General features: G+C 44.3%; 17 protein-coding genes. 8 read left to right on the top strand and 9 right to left on the bottom strand.

The features are described 5' to 3' along the window. Positions 1–59: 59 nt before the first annotated feature. A complete protein-coding gene (locus AB4329_RS07095; protein ID WP_017060710.1) occupies positions 60–1514 on the bottom strand; it encodes a M48 family metallopeptidase in 1455 nt (484 codons plus the stop codon). Between the two features lie 178 nt (positions 1515–1692). Here AB4329_RS07095 and AB4329_RS07090 point away from each other — a divergent pair, with 178 nt between their 5' ends. Together AB4329_RS07090 and AB4329_RS07085 are read left to right on the top strand one after the other, a co-directional pair. Continuing rightward, on the top strand, positions 1693–1932 hold the full coding sequence (locus AB4329_RS07090; RefSeq protein WP_017060709.1) for a sulfurtransferase TusA family protein: 240 nt from the start codon (positions 1693–1695) through the stop codon (positions 1930–1932). Then, positions 1925–3001 (top strand): AI-2E family transporter, encoded by a 1077-nt coding sequence (locus AB4329_RS07085; protein WP_372137939.1) that lies wholly within the window; start codon positions 1925–1927, stop codon positions 2999–3001. Before AB4329_RS07090 ends, AB4329_RS07085 begins: the two co-directional genes overlap by 8 nt. 172 nt (positions 3002–3173) lie before the next feature. Here AB4329_RS07085 and bcp read toward each other — a convergent pair whose 3' ends face one another. Both bcp and AB4329_RS07075 read right to left on the bottom strand, forming a co-directional pair. Next, the gene (bcp, locus tag AB4329_RS07080) at positions 3174–3644 is read right to left on the bottom strand and encodes a thioredoxin-dependent thiol peroxidase (RefSeq protein WP_372137938.1); all 471 of its coding nucleotides are present in this window, start codon (positions 3642–3644) and stop codon (positions 3174–3176) included. 12 nt (positions 3645–3656) lie between these two features. Continuing rightward, complete coding sequence (locus AB4329_RS07075; protein ID WP_372137937.1) at positions 3657–4199, bottom strand: glycine cleavage system protein R; 543 nt, start codon at positions 4197–4199, stop codon at positions 3657–3659. A gap of 374 nt (positions 4200–4573) precedes the next feature. On the opposite strand from AB4329_RS07075, the gene dapA reads away from it, so the two are divergent. Continuing rightward, entirely contained in the window at positions 4574–5452 is an 879-nt protein-coding gene (dapA, locus tag AB4329_RS07070) for a 4-hydroxy-tetrahydrodipicolinate synthase (protein WP_017060704.1), read from the top strand. 48 nt (positions 5453–5500) lie between these two features. Further along, the gene (gene bamC, locus AB4329_RS07065) at positions 5501–6547 is read left to right on the top strand and encodes an outer membrane protein assembly factor BamC (protein WP_017060703.1); all 1047 of its coding nucleotides are present in this window, start codon (positions 5501–5503) and stop codon (positions 6545–6547) included. Between the two features lie 161 nt (positions 6548–6708). Here the strand turns inward: bamC and AB4329_RS07060 are convergent, their stop codons facing one another. The 4 genes from AB4329_RS07060 to AB4329_RS07045 all read right to left on the bottom strand — a co-directional run bounded on the left by AB4329_RS07060 (position 6709) and on the right by AB4329_RS07045 (position 9229). Then, positions 6709–6918: a DUF2897 family protein gene (locus tag AB4329_RS07060; protein WP_017060702.1), complete on the bottom strand. Its 210-nt coding sequence runs from the start codon at positions 6916–6918 to the stop codon at positions 6709–6711. An 8-nt stretch (positions 6919–6926) separates the two neighbouring features. Further along, positions 6927–7601: a M15 family metallopeptidase gene (locus AB4329_RS07055; RefSeq protein WP_372137936.1), complete on the bottom strand. Its 675-nt coding sequence runs from the start codon at positions 7599–7601 to the stop codon at positions 6927–6929. Between the two features lie 45 nt (positions 7602–7646). Further along, entirely contained in the window at positions 7647–8783 is a 1137-nt protein-coding gene (gene dapE, locus AB4329_RS07050; protein ID WP_017060700.1) for a succinyl-diaminopimelate desuccinylase, read from the bottom strand. Positions 8784–8881: 98 nt separating this feature from the next. Then, positions 8882–9229 (bottom strand): ArsC family reductase, encoded by a 348-nt coding sequence (locus AB4329_RS07045; RefSeq protein ID WP_017060699.1) that lies wholly within the window; start codon positions 9227–9229, stop codon positions 8882–8884. Between the two features lie 205 nt (positions 9230–9434). Here AB4329_RS07045 and AB4329_RS07040 point away from each other — a divergent pair, with 205 nt between their 5' ends. Continuing rightward, a complete protein-coding gene (locus AB4329_RS07040; RefSeq protein WP_004734273.1) occupies positions 9435–9722 on the top strand; it encodes a helix-turn-helix domain-containing protein in 288 nt (95 codons plus the stop codon). A gap of 68 nt (positions 9723–9790) precedes the next feature. On the opposite strand, the gene AB4329_RS07035 is transcribed toward AB4329_RS07040, so the two are convergent. Beyond that, positions 9791–10123: a DUF4156 domain-containing protein gene (locus tag AB4329_RS07035; RefSeq protein WP_372137934.1), complete on the bottom strand. Its 333-nt coding sequence runs from the start codon at positions 10121–10123 to the stop codon at positions 9791–9793. 12 nt (positions 10124–10135) lie between these two features. Further along, complete coding sequence (locus tag AB4329_RS07030) at positions 10136–10486, bottom strand: DUF2956 domain-containing protein (RefSeq protein WP_372109928.1); 351 nt, start codon at positions 10484–10486, stop codon at positions 10136–10138. 109 nt (positions 10487–10595) lie between these two features. On the opposite strand from AB4329_RS07030, the gene AB4329_RS07025 reads away from it, so the two are divergent. The 3 genes from AB4329_RS07025 (at position 10596) to AB4329_RS07015 (ending at position 13301) form a co-directional block, all read left to right on the top strand. Then, a complete protein-coding gene (locus AB4329_RS07025; RefSeq protein WP_136982704.1) occupies positions 10596–11057 on the top strand; it encodes a DUF2919 domain-containing protein in 462 nt (153 codons plus the stop codon). A gap of 65 nt (positions 11058–11122) precedes the next feature. Then, positions 11123–12046, top strand: coding sequence for a Dyp-type peroxidase (locus AB4329_RS07020; RefSeq protein ID WP_371724310.1), 924 nt, complete (start codon positions 11123–11125; stop codon positions 12044–12046). A gap of 121 nt (positions 12047–12167) precedes the next feature. Continuing rightward, a complete protein-coding gene (locus tag AB4329_RS07015) occupies positions 12168–13301 on the top strand; it encodes a flagellin (RefSeq protein ID WP_372137932.1) in 1134 nt (377 codons plus the stop codon). The last annotated feature ends 226 nt before the right edge of the window (positions 13302–13527 follow it).

Raw genomic sequence — 13527 nt, 5'->3', positions numbered from 1 at the left:
TACTATGTAACGTTGAGCTTTCTTTTTATTCTGGTAACGAGCTGTTACCAGTAAACACTCTATTGTAGCGACAAGAAGCGCTCTCGTTGAATCATTAGCTGATCAATTCGAGCATCGTAGCGTGCTTGTTTTAGGCTTCCTAATTCTGCGATTTGGCTTGCTTGCGTGTAGTACTGAATCGCTTTGTTCCAGTTGGCTTGCAGTGCCAAAATTTCCGCACGAGCAGCCAGTTCTTCGTCGCTATTACCAAGGCTCGTATTTACTTTTGAAAGTAAGTGCCAGCCATTGGTGTCATTCGGGTTATCGTGCGTGTAACGCTGCAATACGCGAACCGCTTCTTGAAGATCTTCATTTTCAATCAGTGCGTTGGCGTAGTTAATGGTCAGAACCGGGTTGTTTGGTTGACGAACCAGTGCCGATTTAAGTTCTTTAATCGCAATCTCAGGCTGCTTCTTCTCGATGTGCAGATCCGAAATAGCATCTAGATAAAACAGGTTGGTTGGATCGCTGTTAATCAGCTTGTTCAGGATGGGCTCTGCTTTGTCTAATTTTTTAGAGTCTAGGTAAACCAGTGCTTGGCCATATTCTAATGACGGAACCAAAGCTTTAGGGGCTTTCTTTAGCTGACGCTCAAACCAATCAAGAGCAGCATCATTATTAATGCCAGCATAGCGCGCAACAATGCGGGCTCTTGCTAGGTGGTAGTCCAGAGAGGGAGCCAGTTTCAGTGGCGGGTAACTACGAGCACGAGCACGTGAATCGGTAATTCGGTCTTCTGGTAATGGGTGAGTCAGTAGCATTGGCGGTGGTGTGCTCGCATAGCGATATTCATCAGCTAAACGGCCAAAGAAACGTGGCATCGCATTCACATCAAACCCAGCTTTTGCTAGCGTGTTGATACCAAAGCGGTCGGCTTCTTTTTCATTACTACGGGTGTAGTTGATTTGGCTTTGCATATTACCCGCAGTCGTTGCCGTTAGGGCTGCAATGCCGGCTTCAGGAGCTGCAATTGCCAGTAATACAGAGGCTGCTAGCGCTGCAATGGTTGCTGGAGAGCGGCGCGCTTGGTCTTCCATACTACGCGCTAAGTGACGTTGGGTTACGTGCGCGATTTCGTGCGCTAATACAGAAGCTAATTCACTTTCAGATTGTGCATGCAGGAATAGACCTGAGTGCAAAGCAACATAACCACCAAAGAAAGCAAAGGCGTTGATGTTGCGGTCACGGATCATAAAGAACTGGAAAGGTGTCTTTACATCATTTGCGTTCGCGACCAGACGATGGCCAAGAGTATCAATATATAGATTTAGAACTGGGTCGTTTACGATAGGCTGGCTACTTCTGATGATGCGCATGTAGGCATCACCATAGATAAGCTCTTGGTCGATAGTGAGTGTGCCGCCAGCAGCGGTACCGATATCTGGTAGCTCCAAACTATTGGTATTCGCCATAGTTGGGGTGCTTAATGTAGCTGCGATGCATAAGCAAGCAATTGAGCGAGCGCGTTTAAACATATTAGTCAGTAATACTCCGTTTCTTCTGACAGTAAGACAAGTGCAATGGAAATTGGTTCTTTATCTGATTTAACCTTTGCCAAGTGCGTGCGCTATCATGAAGGAGGATGAATGAATGATGGCGCGTTTTCAAAAACAGATTACAATACGACCCTTATAATAAGCATCGAGCTCAAGAATGACACCTAATATTCTAGATTTACGCCAAGAGCGCTGTCCAATGGCGCTATTATTAGCCAAGCGTCACAGTGTAAAGTTAGAAGTAGGGCAGTCATTGTCAATTTATGTGTCTGATAACAGTTCGATGAAAGATATTGTTACTTATTTGTCTAAGCAAGCCTATGACGTCATCACTGAGGTTTGCTCTAATTACCATCATCTCCTCGTCACTAAAAAGGAATTGCAGTCAGATGCTTGAAATGGTCAATCGTTGGTATAAACGACGTTTCTCTGATCCCCATGCTGTCAGTTTGGTTGCCATCATTCTCTTCGGCTTTATTACGATCTACTTCTTTGGTCACCTAATTGCACCGCTCTTGGTTGCGATTGTGTTGGCTTATTTGCTTGAGTGGCCTGTTACCCAACTTCAAAGACTCGGTGTTCCAAGAACGCCTTCGGTGATGTTGGTGATCATGATGTTCTTTAGCGTGATGCTACTTGCGATCTTTGGCTTGGTACCAACCATTTGGCAACAAGTGGGCAATCTAATTAATGATATCCCAAGCATGTATGGCAGCTTGCAAAACTTCATTGCGACGATTCCTGAACGCTATCCAGAATTAGCTAACCTGCAGATCGTTGAGTCCATTATGTCTAACGCCAAGAACAAAGCGTTAGGTTTTGGTGAAAGTGTTGTCAAAGGTTCTCTTGCTTCTCTTGTGAGCTTAGCGACCTTAGCGGTTTACTTGATTCTTGTACCACTGCTTATTTTCTTCTTGTTAAAAGACAAAGAAGAGATGATCAGAATGGCGAGCGGTGTACTTCCTCGAAATCGTCGTTTAGCGACCAAAGTATGGGAAGAGATGAACCAGCAAATCTCGAACTATATTCGCGGTAAAGTCTTAGAGATTTTAATCGTTGGTGGTGTCAGCTACGTAACCTTCGCGATTCTGGATCTGCGTTATTCAGTCTTGTTGGCTGTCGCGGTTGGTTTCTCAGTACTGATTCCTTATATCGGCGCGGCGGCTGTGACTGTTCCAGTAGCGATTGTTGGCTTGTTCCAGTGGGGATTAGAGCCTCAGTTTTACTGGTTGCTTCTCGCTTACGGTATTATCCAAGCGCTAGATGGTAACGTGCTCGTTCCGGTTCTTTTCTCTGAAGCGGTGAACCTGCACCCAGTGGCCATTATTGTTGCCGTGTTAGTGTTTGGTGGGCTGTGGGGGTTCTGGGGCGTGTTCTTTGCTATTCCGTTGGCAACGTTAGTTAAGGCAGTTTGGAATGCCTTACCGAGTCACGCATTAGACGATGACCTCGAACATCAAAAGTAATTGATCTTGTTATAGAAAAAGGCCGAACATCCATGATGTTCGGCCTTTTTGCTCTTAGCTTAATCATTAGCTTAATCATTAGCTTAATCATTAGCTTAATCATTAGCTTAATGAGTGTTGCTATTGCCTTAGAGAGTGGTGAATCTAAGTCATTAACTCACTCAAATCGCCCTTAAGCTTCTTGATTGAAGTAATCTAGAACCACTTCGTGGTGAGTCTTAGTCTTGAACTTGTTGAAGACATGTTCAATCTGACCTTCTTCATCAATTAGGAAGCTAATACGGTGCAGACCATCGTATACCTTACCCATGAATTTCTTCTCGCCCCAAACGCCAAACTGTTCAGCAACGCTGTGGTCTTCATCTGATAGCAGAGTGAAGTTTAGAGATTTCTTCTCAACGAAGTTTGGTAGACGTTTTACTGGGTCAACACTCACACCTAGAACAACCACGTTTAGGTCATCAAGCTGTGTTTTGATATCACGCAGGCCTTCCGCTTGCACAATACAACCTGGAGTCATTGCTTTAGGGTAAAAATAGAAAAGTACTTTTTTACCTTTGAAGTCACCAAGAGATACGATATTGCCATCTTGATCTGGAAGAGAAAAAGCAGGTGCTGGAACACCAGCCGTTAGCGTATTCATGACATTTCCTTTTTAAAGACTGTTTTTGATAAAGTTGAGCGAGCCTTGGACTGATAGGCTCTGACACAGCGAATCGAATTCTTCTTGTAGCTGCATCAAGTTACATTCTGATTGCACAGAAGCGGTAATAGAGATATGGAATTGGTCGTTGTCGAGTTGAACCTTAGATTTATTGATGGTTCGTGCACTTAACGAATCGAGGCCGATGTTTCGGTCTGCGAAGAACTGGGTAAACTGCTCAGTAAGTCCGATTTTATCGTCTGACTCAACGAACACCTCTACTGTGTAAGAGTTCTCAATAATATCATGAGTTGAGGTTCGCTTCATAATCGTAATCAAGTCGTGCTCTTGTCCAAGCAAGGGCAAGGTGGTTTCAACGCGGGTAATGTTGTTTGCCTTTCCAGACAGCAGCATGATAAGCGTAAATTCTTCGCCAAACAGGGCGATACGGCTATCAATAATGTTACAGCCTGATTGGGTGACTAAATGAACCACTTGGTTGCATACACCTGGGCGATCAGTGCCCACAGCTGTGATTACTAGATGTTGAGTCATAAAATCACGTCTCTTTATATTCCATTGATTCATGCATGTTAGCACAGTTAGCTCGTGGAATAAGCGTGCGTGCGGGGCTTTTTATGTGCGACCTTGCTTCGAACATGCAACCAATGATAAGAATATCGAGCGCGTTAAAAAATGAGATAGAGCGATGAGAGCACAGCTTACTTGTTACTGACATCCAGTGATGTGCTATCCGCTAGATTGAGTGCAGGTTACCCAAATTCTAGGTAGAACGCCGTTAGAAGTCGTTTTACCTCAAACATACGACAATATTTAATGCAGATGTTGCCGGTAAGCCACTTTAATGTCTTGTGTTTATTGATTGGCTTACAGTAACATGCAAAAAGAATAAATTAAGGGAGATAGACATGTTTTCAGGAAGTATCGTTGCGCTAGTTACGCCATTTAATACAGATGGTGAAGTGGATTTCGACAGCCTTAAAAAGTTAGTTGAGCACCATATTGCTGCAGGTAGTGATGGTCTGGTTGCGGTTGGCACAACAGGTGAGTCTTCAACACTCACTATTGAAGAGCATGTCAAAGTCGTCAACAAGATCGTTGAATTTGCTGATGGTCGTATTCCCGTTATCGCTGGTACAGGTGCAAATGCAACTCATGAATCTGTTCTATTCAGCCGTTTGTTGAATGGTTCTGGTATTGCTGGTTGCCTGAGCGTAACGCCTTACTACAACAAACCGACTCAAGAAGGTTTGTACCAACACTACAAAGCGATTGCTGAAGTCAGTGACGTTCCACAAATTCTATACAATGTTCCAGGTCGTACTGCGGTAGACTTGTTGCCAGAAACGGTTGCTCGTCTTGCTGAGATCGAAAACATCGTTGCACTGAAAGATGCGACGGGTGATCTCGACAGAATTGCAATTCACCGTGAACTTTGTGGCGAAGACTTTATCTTACTAAGTGGTGATGACTTAACAGGCCTAGAATTTGTTAAGCGTGGTGGCGATGGCGTGATCTCTGTAACGAACAATGTTGCAGCCGCTGATATGGCAACCATGTTCAAGCTAGCAAAAGAAGGTAAGTTTGAAGAAGCGGAAGCGATCAATGAGCGTTTGATGCCTCTACATAAGAATTTGTTCGTTGAGTCTAACCCTATTCCCGTAAAATGGGCGGTTCATAAAATGGGTCTGATTGCTGAAGGTGGCTTACGTCTACCGCTGACTGAACTGTCAGAGCCAGCTCAACCTGTTGTTGCTCAAGCAATGACTGAAGCGTGCATTTACTAAAACGTATGAAGTGATGCCGAAGCGAACCTTCGGCATTTAGGAGTATAAATGAAGTATTCTCACCAGCTAGTGATTGGGTCACTGGCTGTTTTCGTTCTTACAGCATGTTCTGGCAACCCGACTCAACGTCGCCAAGCCAAAGATGATTTCGAATACTTAGAAACACCTGAGTTTTCACAATGGCAATTGCCTGTAGATGCTCAGCCTCAGTTCTACCCAAATTTTGACATCCCAAGCGGTGAATTCAGTGGTGGTACTGGTCGTGAAGTGGATATTCGTCCACCGCAACAGGTTCTTGAACTGATCCCGGGTGCTCGTGCTGAGCGTCAAAACGGTGAAGTGACACTATGGCTTCTTCGCGCAGAAGAGGCAGACCGCGTGTGGCAAACGGCTGTAGATATGCTGGCTCAACGTGGTATTGGTATTCGTGAGCAATCAGAGAATGAGATTGAGACCGATTGGGTAACTTGGGTTTCTGAAGATGAAGACGTAGAGATTGGTAGTCGTTACTCTATCTCTCGCTTCCAAGCAAACAACCGTCATGGCTTCAAGATTAATCTGATTGATTGGCGTGAAGGTACTGAAGAGAAAACAGTAACGGCAACCAATAAAGAGCGTTACAACGCGTTCCTGACCAACCTAGTTATGGCTAAGTACGATGAAAACCTTCGTGCTGAAGCGGCGCTGAAAGCGCAAGAGTTGGTGAAGCGTATTCCAATTTCAATGGGTGCTGACCGTAGTGGTTTCCCTGTGATTATTGCTCGTACGCCATACAATGTATTCTGGCAGCGTCTGCCTAACTTGTTGCCTGAAATGGGCTTTGAGCTTGAAGAACGCAATCAATCTCAGGGTACGGTGAAGGCGAAGTACGCAGCACCAGATGATGAGTTCTGGGAAGAAATTGGCCTACAGCCTATCGACTTAGCGCCAGGCACTTACAACTTCCTATTTGGTGACCTTGGCAACCGTACGTCAATCAACGTAACGGATGCATCAGGTAAGCCAGTAGAAGAAGAGCTGCTTAAGTCTATGGTTCCGGTATTAGCGCATATTGCTGACCAAACCAAAGATGACAAAGAAGCGAAAGCTGAGTAGTCATTCAAGCCGTCACAAGCTGAGTTAAATCAGCCTTGTGATTAGCAAAAGCAAATAAAAAAGAGGACACACTGTGTCCTCTTTTTTATTGTATTCGTTGTCATCAGGCTACATTGGTCAATCAAAATTGGTCAATCAAGCTGATTAGCCAAAGCAAAAGGCTATGCGTCTTTATTGTCTTTGGATTCTTCTTTTTCAGCTTTCTCTTGGTTAAGTTTATCCGAGCGATTGAGCTTATCTAAATCTCGCTCAGTTTTACCACGCCCCGTCAGATCCATATTGGCTGTCTGTTTGAGCGCTGCGATGTTACCCACAACAACGCTAACTACGATGATGATGATAACCCAAGGGTTTGTAAGCCACTCCAACATAAGCGCTCCTAATGACTGATATTCGCTACGAAGCGTGCATAGATCTCGTCTAGCTGCTCCATAATAATCTCATACGCTAATACTGGCTTAGATTGGAGTTGCTTGCCAAGTAAAGTCGGAGATAACTGTGATAAACACGACTCCGATACTTTGCGATGGCTGATATGCCATGGTTCGATCGCCACACCACCCAAATCTTGGCTGTAAGGAAAGAAGAAACCAAATTGTGCAGCATGAACTGATAGCCATTGGTAAAACGATTGCTGGTGGCCAGTAAGGTATTCCCATGGTTCTAATTGCAGATGTATGCCTTCAGGTAAGTGGTTACGAGCAAAGACATCGAAGTCACAACCCCAATGATGACGACTCGCGCCGGGAAGCGCAGACCATCTCAGGATAGCCGATAGCTTTTGTTGTTCGGTCAGTTTTGAAGCATCAAGAGGTTGGCTTTCTGAATCTAATATCGGAGCTTCGCCAGAAAACTTACGGTTCCAAATCAGAGATTGCCTTTCATAGTCGCGAAAGCCACTGGCAATCTCCATTTTAAAACCAGCGAGCTGAGCAGCTTCAATCAAATTATTCAGGTCATTCTTAACCTCACTGTGGACCAAGAAGGTCTTGGTGCCGATCAGGCTAGGCTCTAGATGAGAATCTGATTGTCCGGTAAGCTGCTCTGGTGTCATAACGAGTCTCTCAATAATTGGATGCTATGAATCGCTGATGAAAGACTATTTAGCGAATAGGTTCACTAATGTTCTTTCGTACATGTCAGTTAGCTTTTCTAAATCGGCTACCTTCACGCATTCGTTAACCTTGTGAATCGTTGCATTCACAGGGCCTAGTTCAACCACTTGTCCGCCCATACGTGCAATAAAGCGACCATCAGATGTACCGCCAGTCGTTAGCAGTGCTGGTTTCACATCATTGACGTGACCCACTGCATCAACAATAGCATCAAGCAGTGAACCTGCGTCTGTTAAGAACGGGTCGCCATTGAATGTCCATCTTAGGTCGTATTCGAAATCATACTTGTCGAGTGTCGTTGTGATGCGCTCAACGATGATGTCGTTGCTTAACTCTGTACTAAAGCGTAGGTTAAACTGAACATTAAACTCACCAGGGATCACGTTTGAAGCACCAGTACCCGCACTCACATTTGGAATTTGGAAACTGGTTGGCGGGAAGTAATCATTACCTTTATCCCACTCAGTTGTTGCTAGCTCATTAATAGCAAGCAGAGAGCTGTGTACTGGGTTGTTTGCTAGGTGAGGGTAGGCAACATGACCTTGTGTGCCTTTAATCGTTAGGTCGCCAGTGATAGAGCCACGACGGCCGTTCTTCACGACATCACCCACGAACTCAGTGCTCGATGGTTCACCAACGATACACATATCGATGTTTTCACCGCGCGCCATTAATGCTTCAACAACACGTACAGTACCGTTGATGAAAGGACCTTCCTCATCTGAAGTGATCAGGAAACCAATTGAGCCTGTGTGGTCTGGGTGTTTGGCAATGAACTGCTCGACGGCAACAATCATTGAAGCCAGAGAGCCTTTCATATCAGCAGCGCCACGGCCATGTAGGAAACCGTCTACGATAGTCGGTTCGAATGGCTTAGTGTTCCACTGTTCGATTGGGCCTGCAGGTACCACATCAGTGTGACCAGCAAAAGCAAACAGAGGCGCTTCAGTACCACGACGAGCCCAGAAGTTGGTCGTATCTTCAAATACCATCACTTCGATTTCAAAACCGAGTGCTTTTAAGCGTTCAATCATCAGGTCTTGGCAGCCTGCATCTTCTGGTGTTACCGATTGACGGCTGATTAGGTCTTTTGCCAGAGCCAAAGTTGGGCTATCTGTCATCCTTGAATTCCTTGTTTAAATAAAACGTCTAGTCATTAATTTTTAGGCGCTGATTCACTGATCAACGTCCTGTTGTCTGTCTATGTAAATACAACGATCTAAGCAAAAATAGCCGCGTATTGGTCGGCTTTAAATCCGATGTGAAGCTTACCCTCAACTTTTAAGATTGGGCGCTTGATCATTGCAGGTTGTTCAACAAGCAAAGTCACCGCTTTTTCTTCTGTTAGGGTGTCTTTCTGTTCTTGAGAAAGTTGGCGATAAGTCGTACCACGTTTGTTTAGCACAAGCTCCCAACCTAGCTCAGAGCAGAAGCTTGTTACTAGCTCTTCTGTGATGCCTTGTTTGCGATAATCGTGAAATTCGAACTCGATACCTTCAGCTTCGAGCCATTTCTTTGCTTTTTTAATGGTGTCGCAATTTGGGATACCAAACATGGTGATAGTCATTATTCTTCCTTTGAGTGATTTTATTTCATTGTTATGAGTTGAATCCTATCAGGAAGCAGCAACTCAGACAAAATAGAGTGATGAATATTTCATAGAGTGAAAAAAAAGCGTAAGAAAATGTCACTATTGGAGACTTATTGATCAGCCTCAACATGTTGTCAGCGAAAAAAGAAATAATTGAGCTGCACATATATAGGAGGTGTCAATGGAGTTGAGTCCTGTTTTTGCAAGGCGGCTATATTTAGCATTGTTAGTGGAAAGCCTTGATAGGCCAAATGTGCCTAAACTCATCGAAAAAACGGGGTGGCCTCGTCGTACTATTCAAGATGTACTCAAGGCGTTACCGGGGATCGGTATCGAACTTATGTTTGTTCAAGATGGGCGACGTCATAATGATGGCTATTACCAGTTATCCGACTGGGGGCCATTTGACAGTCAATGGGTTATCCAGCGTAAAGGCGATATAGCAACAAGCCTTGGATTTAGTGCATAAGCCAGCGAAAGCTGGCTTTCTTTTGGGTGTCATAAAATCAAAGCATATCGATATGCCGCTTTAGTTGCTTACTCGCACAGGTAGGCGGTACCAAGCATAGTCACGGATGTGGAAAAATCTTGGGGAAGTGTGAATATCACGGTATCTGCGCCTAGCTCAATCGTATTCGACTTGAGTTGATTCATGGCGCCTTGAATCAATGTGTCATTTGGGTAAAACAGGTAGTTGTACCAATGGCCTTCGCTGCCTGTGACTTCCCCTTTATACTGACATTTATCGATATTAATCACGCCATGGTAATCCATTTGCACGTTGGCAGCTTCGCTATGAGGCGTTGATGTCGGTGTCGTGCAACCGAGTAACACGCTACTCATAGCCAAAGCGATTAATTCCTTTTTCATACGCTTATCCTGTTATTTCATCAAATAAATCGCGAAGCCTATCCAGCTAGCGAACAATAATAACCACGGCAATTTACTGGCGTGATTTGATGTTGTTTCATTATCCAAGTCGACATTCTGTTCTTGGTCTTGGTCTTGGTTCGCTTGTAGAGTCTGCTTCTCTTTCTGTACGCGCTTTTTAGCTTTATCGGCTTGGCGGCTGCGTTCTTTTTGCTGTTTCTTGTACAGTGCGATGCCTTTCTCGATACCCTGAGCAATCAGTTTAGTTTGTTCTTTGGTTTGAGCTGGCTTTTGAGTCGCTTTGGCTATCTTCAGTGCTTCCTGTTGAGATTCAACAGAGGGCGTATTAGTTTTGTTTTTCATACTGAGTTCGACAATTAAAACGGATTGGCTACTAAGATAACGCAAAGCTAGTTAAGTATGAATGATTTGCGTTAAAGTGTTGGTTTGAAAATAAGTGAAAGTGAGATTTGTGCGGTACTCCATAGAACAATACGACAAGCACGGCTTTTTGAAAGCTCCAATCTTGCTCTGGCTAGGTTGGTTGTTTCTTGCGAAAGCCTTGGTCGTTTTCATTGTTGCAGGCGCAAGCCGAGAATCGGGAACCGATATTCTTGAGATAATCTACCCAGACCATCAGATGTTTTATGTCGGGATCGCGTTGAGTGTGCCTAGTTTGCTGCTGATGTGGTTATTTGGGCTAAGATCGCCAGATAGAAAGCGCCTTAACAAAGTCGTGTCATGGGGACGTTGGGTTACCATGATGGCTATCTTGGCACAGGGCTCCCATACGATTTATTTAATCTATTTGGATAACGGATGGTTCCGTTGGTCAAATGGCATCACCCTATTGTTGCTGCTGTGGTTAGCGCTTTATCTAACCAATAGCCATGCTGCAAGGGATTGCTTTAAAGTGGTTGAGCACGAAGACTGATTCTCATCAAAACATTTGTCCCATTCACAATTATACTTAGAAGCTAAAACTGGAAGGAATAATCTATGCTTAATGTTTCAAATGAGCAGCCTAACGTTCAAAGTGCTATTTTGCCTGAAGCTGGGCCTTTCGCGCTTTACGTTCAACTTAAAGTGAACGCTAATACTGCTAATGTACTAGCAGAAATTCAAAAGCTTCCGACTCTAATCGACGAACTAAACCAAACTCAGCCTGATGCGAACTTAACGGCATCGGTTGCGTTCTCAAAAGCTTTTTGGGATAAGTTCGAGCAAGCAGCGCCCGCTGATTTGATCGACTTCCCTGTGCTGGGTGAAGGTGATATCACCGCGCCGAGCACACTGTCTGATGTTCTGATTCACTGTCATTCAAACCGACATGATCTGCACTTCTTTATCTTGCGTAAATTGCTATCTGAAGTAGCAGCTGATGTTGAAGTGGTTGATGAAACTTATGGTTACCGCTTCCTAGACTCTCGTGACATGACAGACTTTGTTGATGGCACTGAAAACCCGAAAGACGCACAACGTGCTGAAGTCGCTATTGTGCCTGAGGGTGAATTCGCTGGTGGTAGTTATGTAATGGTGCAGCGTTTTGTGCATAACCTGCCAGCTTGGAATCGTTTGAATGTATCGGCACAAGAGAAAGTGATTGGCCGAACTAAACCTGATTCAATTGAGTTAGATGATGTTCCTGCGGCGTCTCACGTTGGCCGTGTGGATATCAAAGAAGAAGGCAAGGGGCTTAAGATTGTTCGCCACAGTCTACCTTACGGTACTGCTACGGGCGACCACGGCTTATTGTTCATTGCTTACTGTAACGTTCGTCATAACTTCGATGCGATGTTAGAGAGCATGTACGGCGTAACTGATGGCAAAACAGACCAACTGCTTCGCTTTACTAAAGCGGTGACTGGCGCGTATTACTTTGCTCCTTCAACTGAGATGTTGAGTGCATTAACGATTAAGTAAGTCGTCTCAAAAAGAATAAACAAAGGGAGCCTCAGGGCTCCTTTTTTATTAAAGCTTTATATGAATTGGTCGATATAAGAGCAATCGTGAGTTTTATTCCTCTTTTTGTAAGCGAAGGTCTATGGCTATAACTGTCAATACGAATGTCTCGGCGTTAGTGGCTCAGAGAAACCTCTCTAACGCTAATAACATGCTGAACCAATCTTTGGAGCGCTTAGCTTCAGGGAGCCGTATTAATAGTGCAAAAGACGATGCGGCTGGCTTACAGATCTCAAATCGATTAGAAGCACAGATGAGTGGCATTGATGTTGCTGTTCGAAATGCTAACGACGGTATCTCCATTATGCAGACTGCAGAAGGGGCGATGAATGAAACCACTAATATCATGCAGCGCATGCGAGACTTATCCCTACAAGCGAGTAACGGCTCGAATAGTTCATCGGAACGAATCGCTATTCAAGAAGAAGTCACCGCGTTAAATGACGAGCTGAATCGAATTGCCGAAACCACTTCATTCGGTGGTAAAAAACTCCTTAACGGCAGTTTTGGGCACACCTCGTTTCAAATCGGCGGCAGTTCGGGCGAAGCTGTGCAGATTGGTTTGAAAAGCATGCGTACTGATGACATCAACATGGGCGGCTTTAGCTACGTTGCTAATGGCATGGCCAGTGATTCATGGGAAGTGAAATCAAACCAGAATGATATGACGATGTCGTTTACGGATCGTTTTGGTCAGCCTCAAGAGATCACCATTAATGCGAAAGCGGGCGATGATATCGAAGAGTTGGCGACTTACATTAATGGTCAAACGGATCTCTTATCGGCTTCTGTTAATGATGACGGACAACTTCAGATTTATATGTCAGGTGAAGATACCGCGGGTACCATCTCTTTTTCAGGTTCATTAGCCAGTGAGCTTTCGATGTCAGCGGGCTATTACGAGTCAGTTAATGACATCAATGTAACGGATGTGGGTGGTGCTCAGCGCGCCGTCTCTATTTTGGATACGGCGATGAAGTATGTCGATAGCCATCGCTCTGAATTAGGGGCAATGCAAAACCGCTTTGCTCATGCCATTAACAATCTTGAAAACGTTCATGAGAATTTGGCGACATCAAACAGTCGAATCAAAGATACCGACTACGCCAAAGAAACCACTCAAATGCTCAAGCAACAAATACTGCAGCAAGTGAGCACAACGATACTCGCTCAAGCCAAGCAAGCGCCGAATCTAGCTTTAACGTTATTAGGTTAATGAATTACCTACAATCTTATAAAAGCATTTCAGCTTGGTCGGTGCTTTTTGGCGAATAAAAATACAATTTCTCACTCGACTGACTTCCCGGCAACTTTAGCGATTTTCTCATCTTTTTTCGATAATTTTACGACCAGTCACGCTTTCTTCTGTTTTACCGCTATTTCTTTAAATTTGTTGTTTTTTTCCTAAAGGTTTCGCCAATCACGCCGTTATTAAAAGTAAC

It is taken from the genome of Vibrio sp. 10N.261.54.A5, assembly GCF_041471145.1.
GTDB classification, from domain to species: Bacteria; Pseudomonadota; Gammaproteobacteria; order Enterobacterales; family Vibrionaceae; genus Vibrio; species Vibrio crassostreae_C.
This window is presented reverse-complemented; position numbering and strand designations above follow the sequence as displayed.

Bases quoted from the DNA above. Each gene is read 5' to 3' on its own strand.
- AB4329_RS07085 (WP_372137939.1), top strand. From the start codon at position 1,925: ATGCTTGAAATGGTCAATCGTTGGTATAAACGACGTTTCTCTGATCCC.
- AB4329_RS07015 (WP_372137932.1), top strand. From the start codon at position 12,168: ATGGCTATAACTGTCAATACGAATGTCTCGGCGTTAGTGGCTCAGAGA.
- AB4329_RS07040 (WP_004734273.1), top strand. From the start codon at position 9,435: ATGGAGTTGAGTCCTGTTTTTGCAAGGCGGCTATATTTAGCATTGTTA.
- AB4329_RS07030 (WP_372109928.1), bottom strand. From the start codon at position 10,486: ATGAAAAACAAAACTAATACGCCCTCTGTTGAATCTCAACAGGAAGCA.
- AB4329_RS07020 (WP_371724310.1), top strand. From the start codon at position 11,123: ATGCTTAATGTTTCAAATGAGCAGCCTAACGTTCAAAGTGCTATTTTG.
- AB4329_RS07095 (WP_017060710.1), bottom strand. From the start codon at position 1,514: ATGTTTAAACGCGCTCGCTCAATTGCTTGCTTATGCATCGCAGCTACA.
- AB4329_RS07060 (WP_017060702.1), bottom strand. From the start codon at position 6,918: ATGTTGGAGTGGCTTACAAACCCTTGGGTTATCATCATCATCGTAGTT.
- AB4329_RS07035 (WP_372137934.1), bottom strand. From the start codon at position 10,123: ATGAAAAAGGAATTAATCGCTTTGGCTATGAGTAGCGTGTTACTCGGT.
- AB4329_RS07075 (WP_372137937.1), bottom strand. From the start codon at position 4,199: ATGACTCAACATCTAGTAATCACAGCTGTGGGCACTGATCGCCCAGGT.
- bamC (WP_017060703.1), top strand. From the start codon at position 5,501: ATGAAGTATTCTCACCAGCTAGTGATTGGGTCACTGGCTGTTTTCGTT.
- AB4329_RS07045 (WP_017060699.1), bottom strand. From the start codon at position 9,229: ATGACTATCACCATGTTTGGTATCCCAAATTGCGACACCATTAAAAAA.
- AB4329_RS07090 (WP_017060709.1), top strand. From the start codon at position 1,693: ATGACACCTAATATTCTAGATTTACGCCAAGAGCGCTGTCCAATGGCG.
- dapE (WP_017060700.1), bottom strand. From the start codon at position 8,783: ATGACAGATAGCCCAACTTTGGCTCTGGCAAAAGACCTAATCAGCCGT.
- dapA (WP_017060704.1), top strand. From the start codon at position 4,574: ATGTTTTCAGGAAGTATCGTTGCGCTAGTTACGCCATTTAATACAGAT.
- bcp (WP_372137938.1), bottom strand. From the start codon at position 3,644: ATGAATACGCTAACGGCTGGTGTTCCAGCACCTGCTTTTTCTCTTCCA.
- AB4329_RS07055 (WP_372137936.1), bottom strand. From the start codon at position 7,601: ATGACACCAGAGCAGCTTACCGGACAATCAGATTCTCATCTAGAGCCT.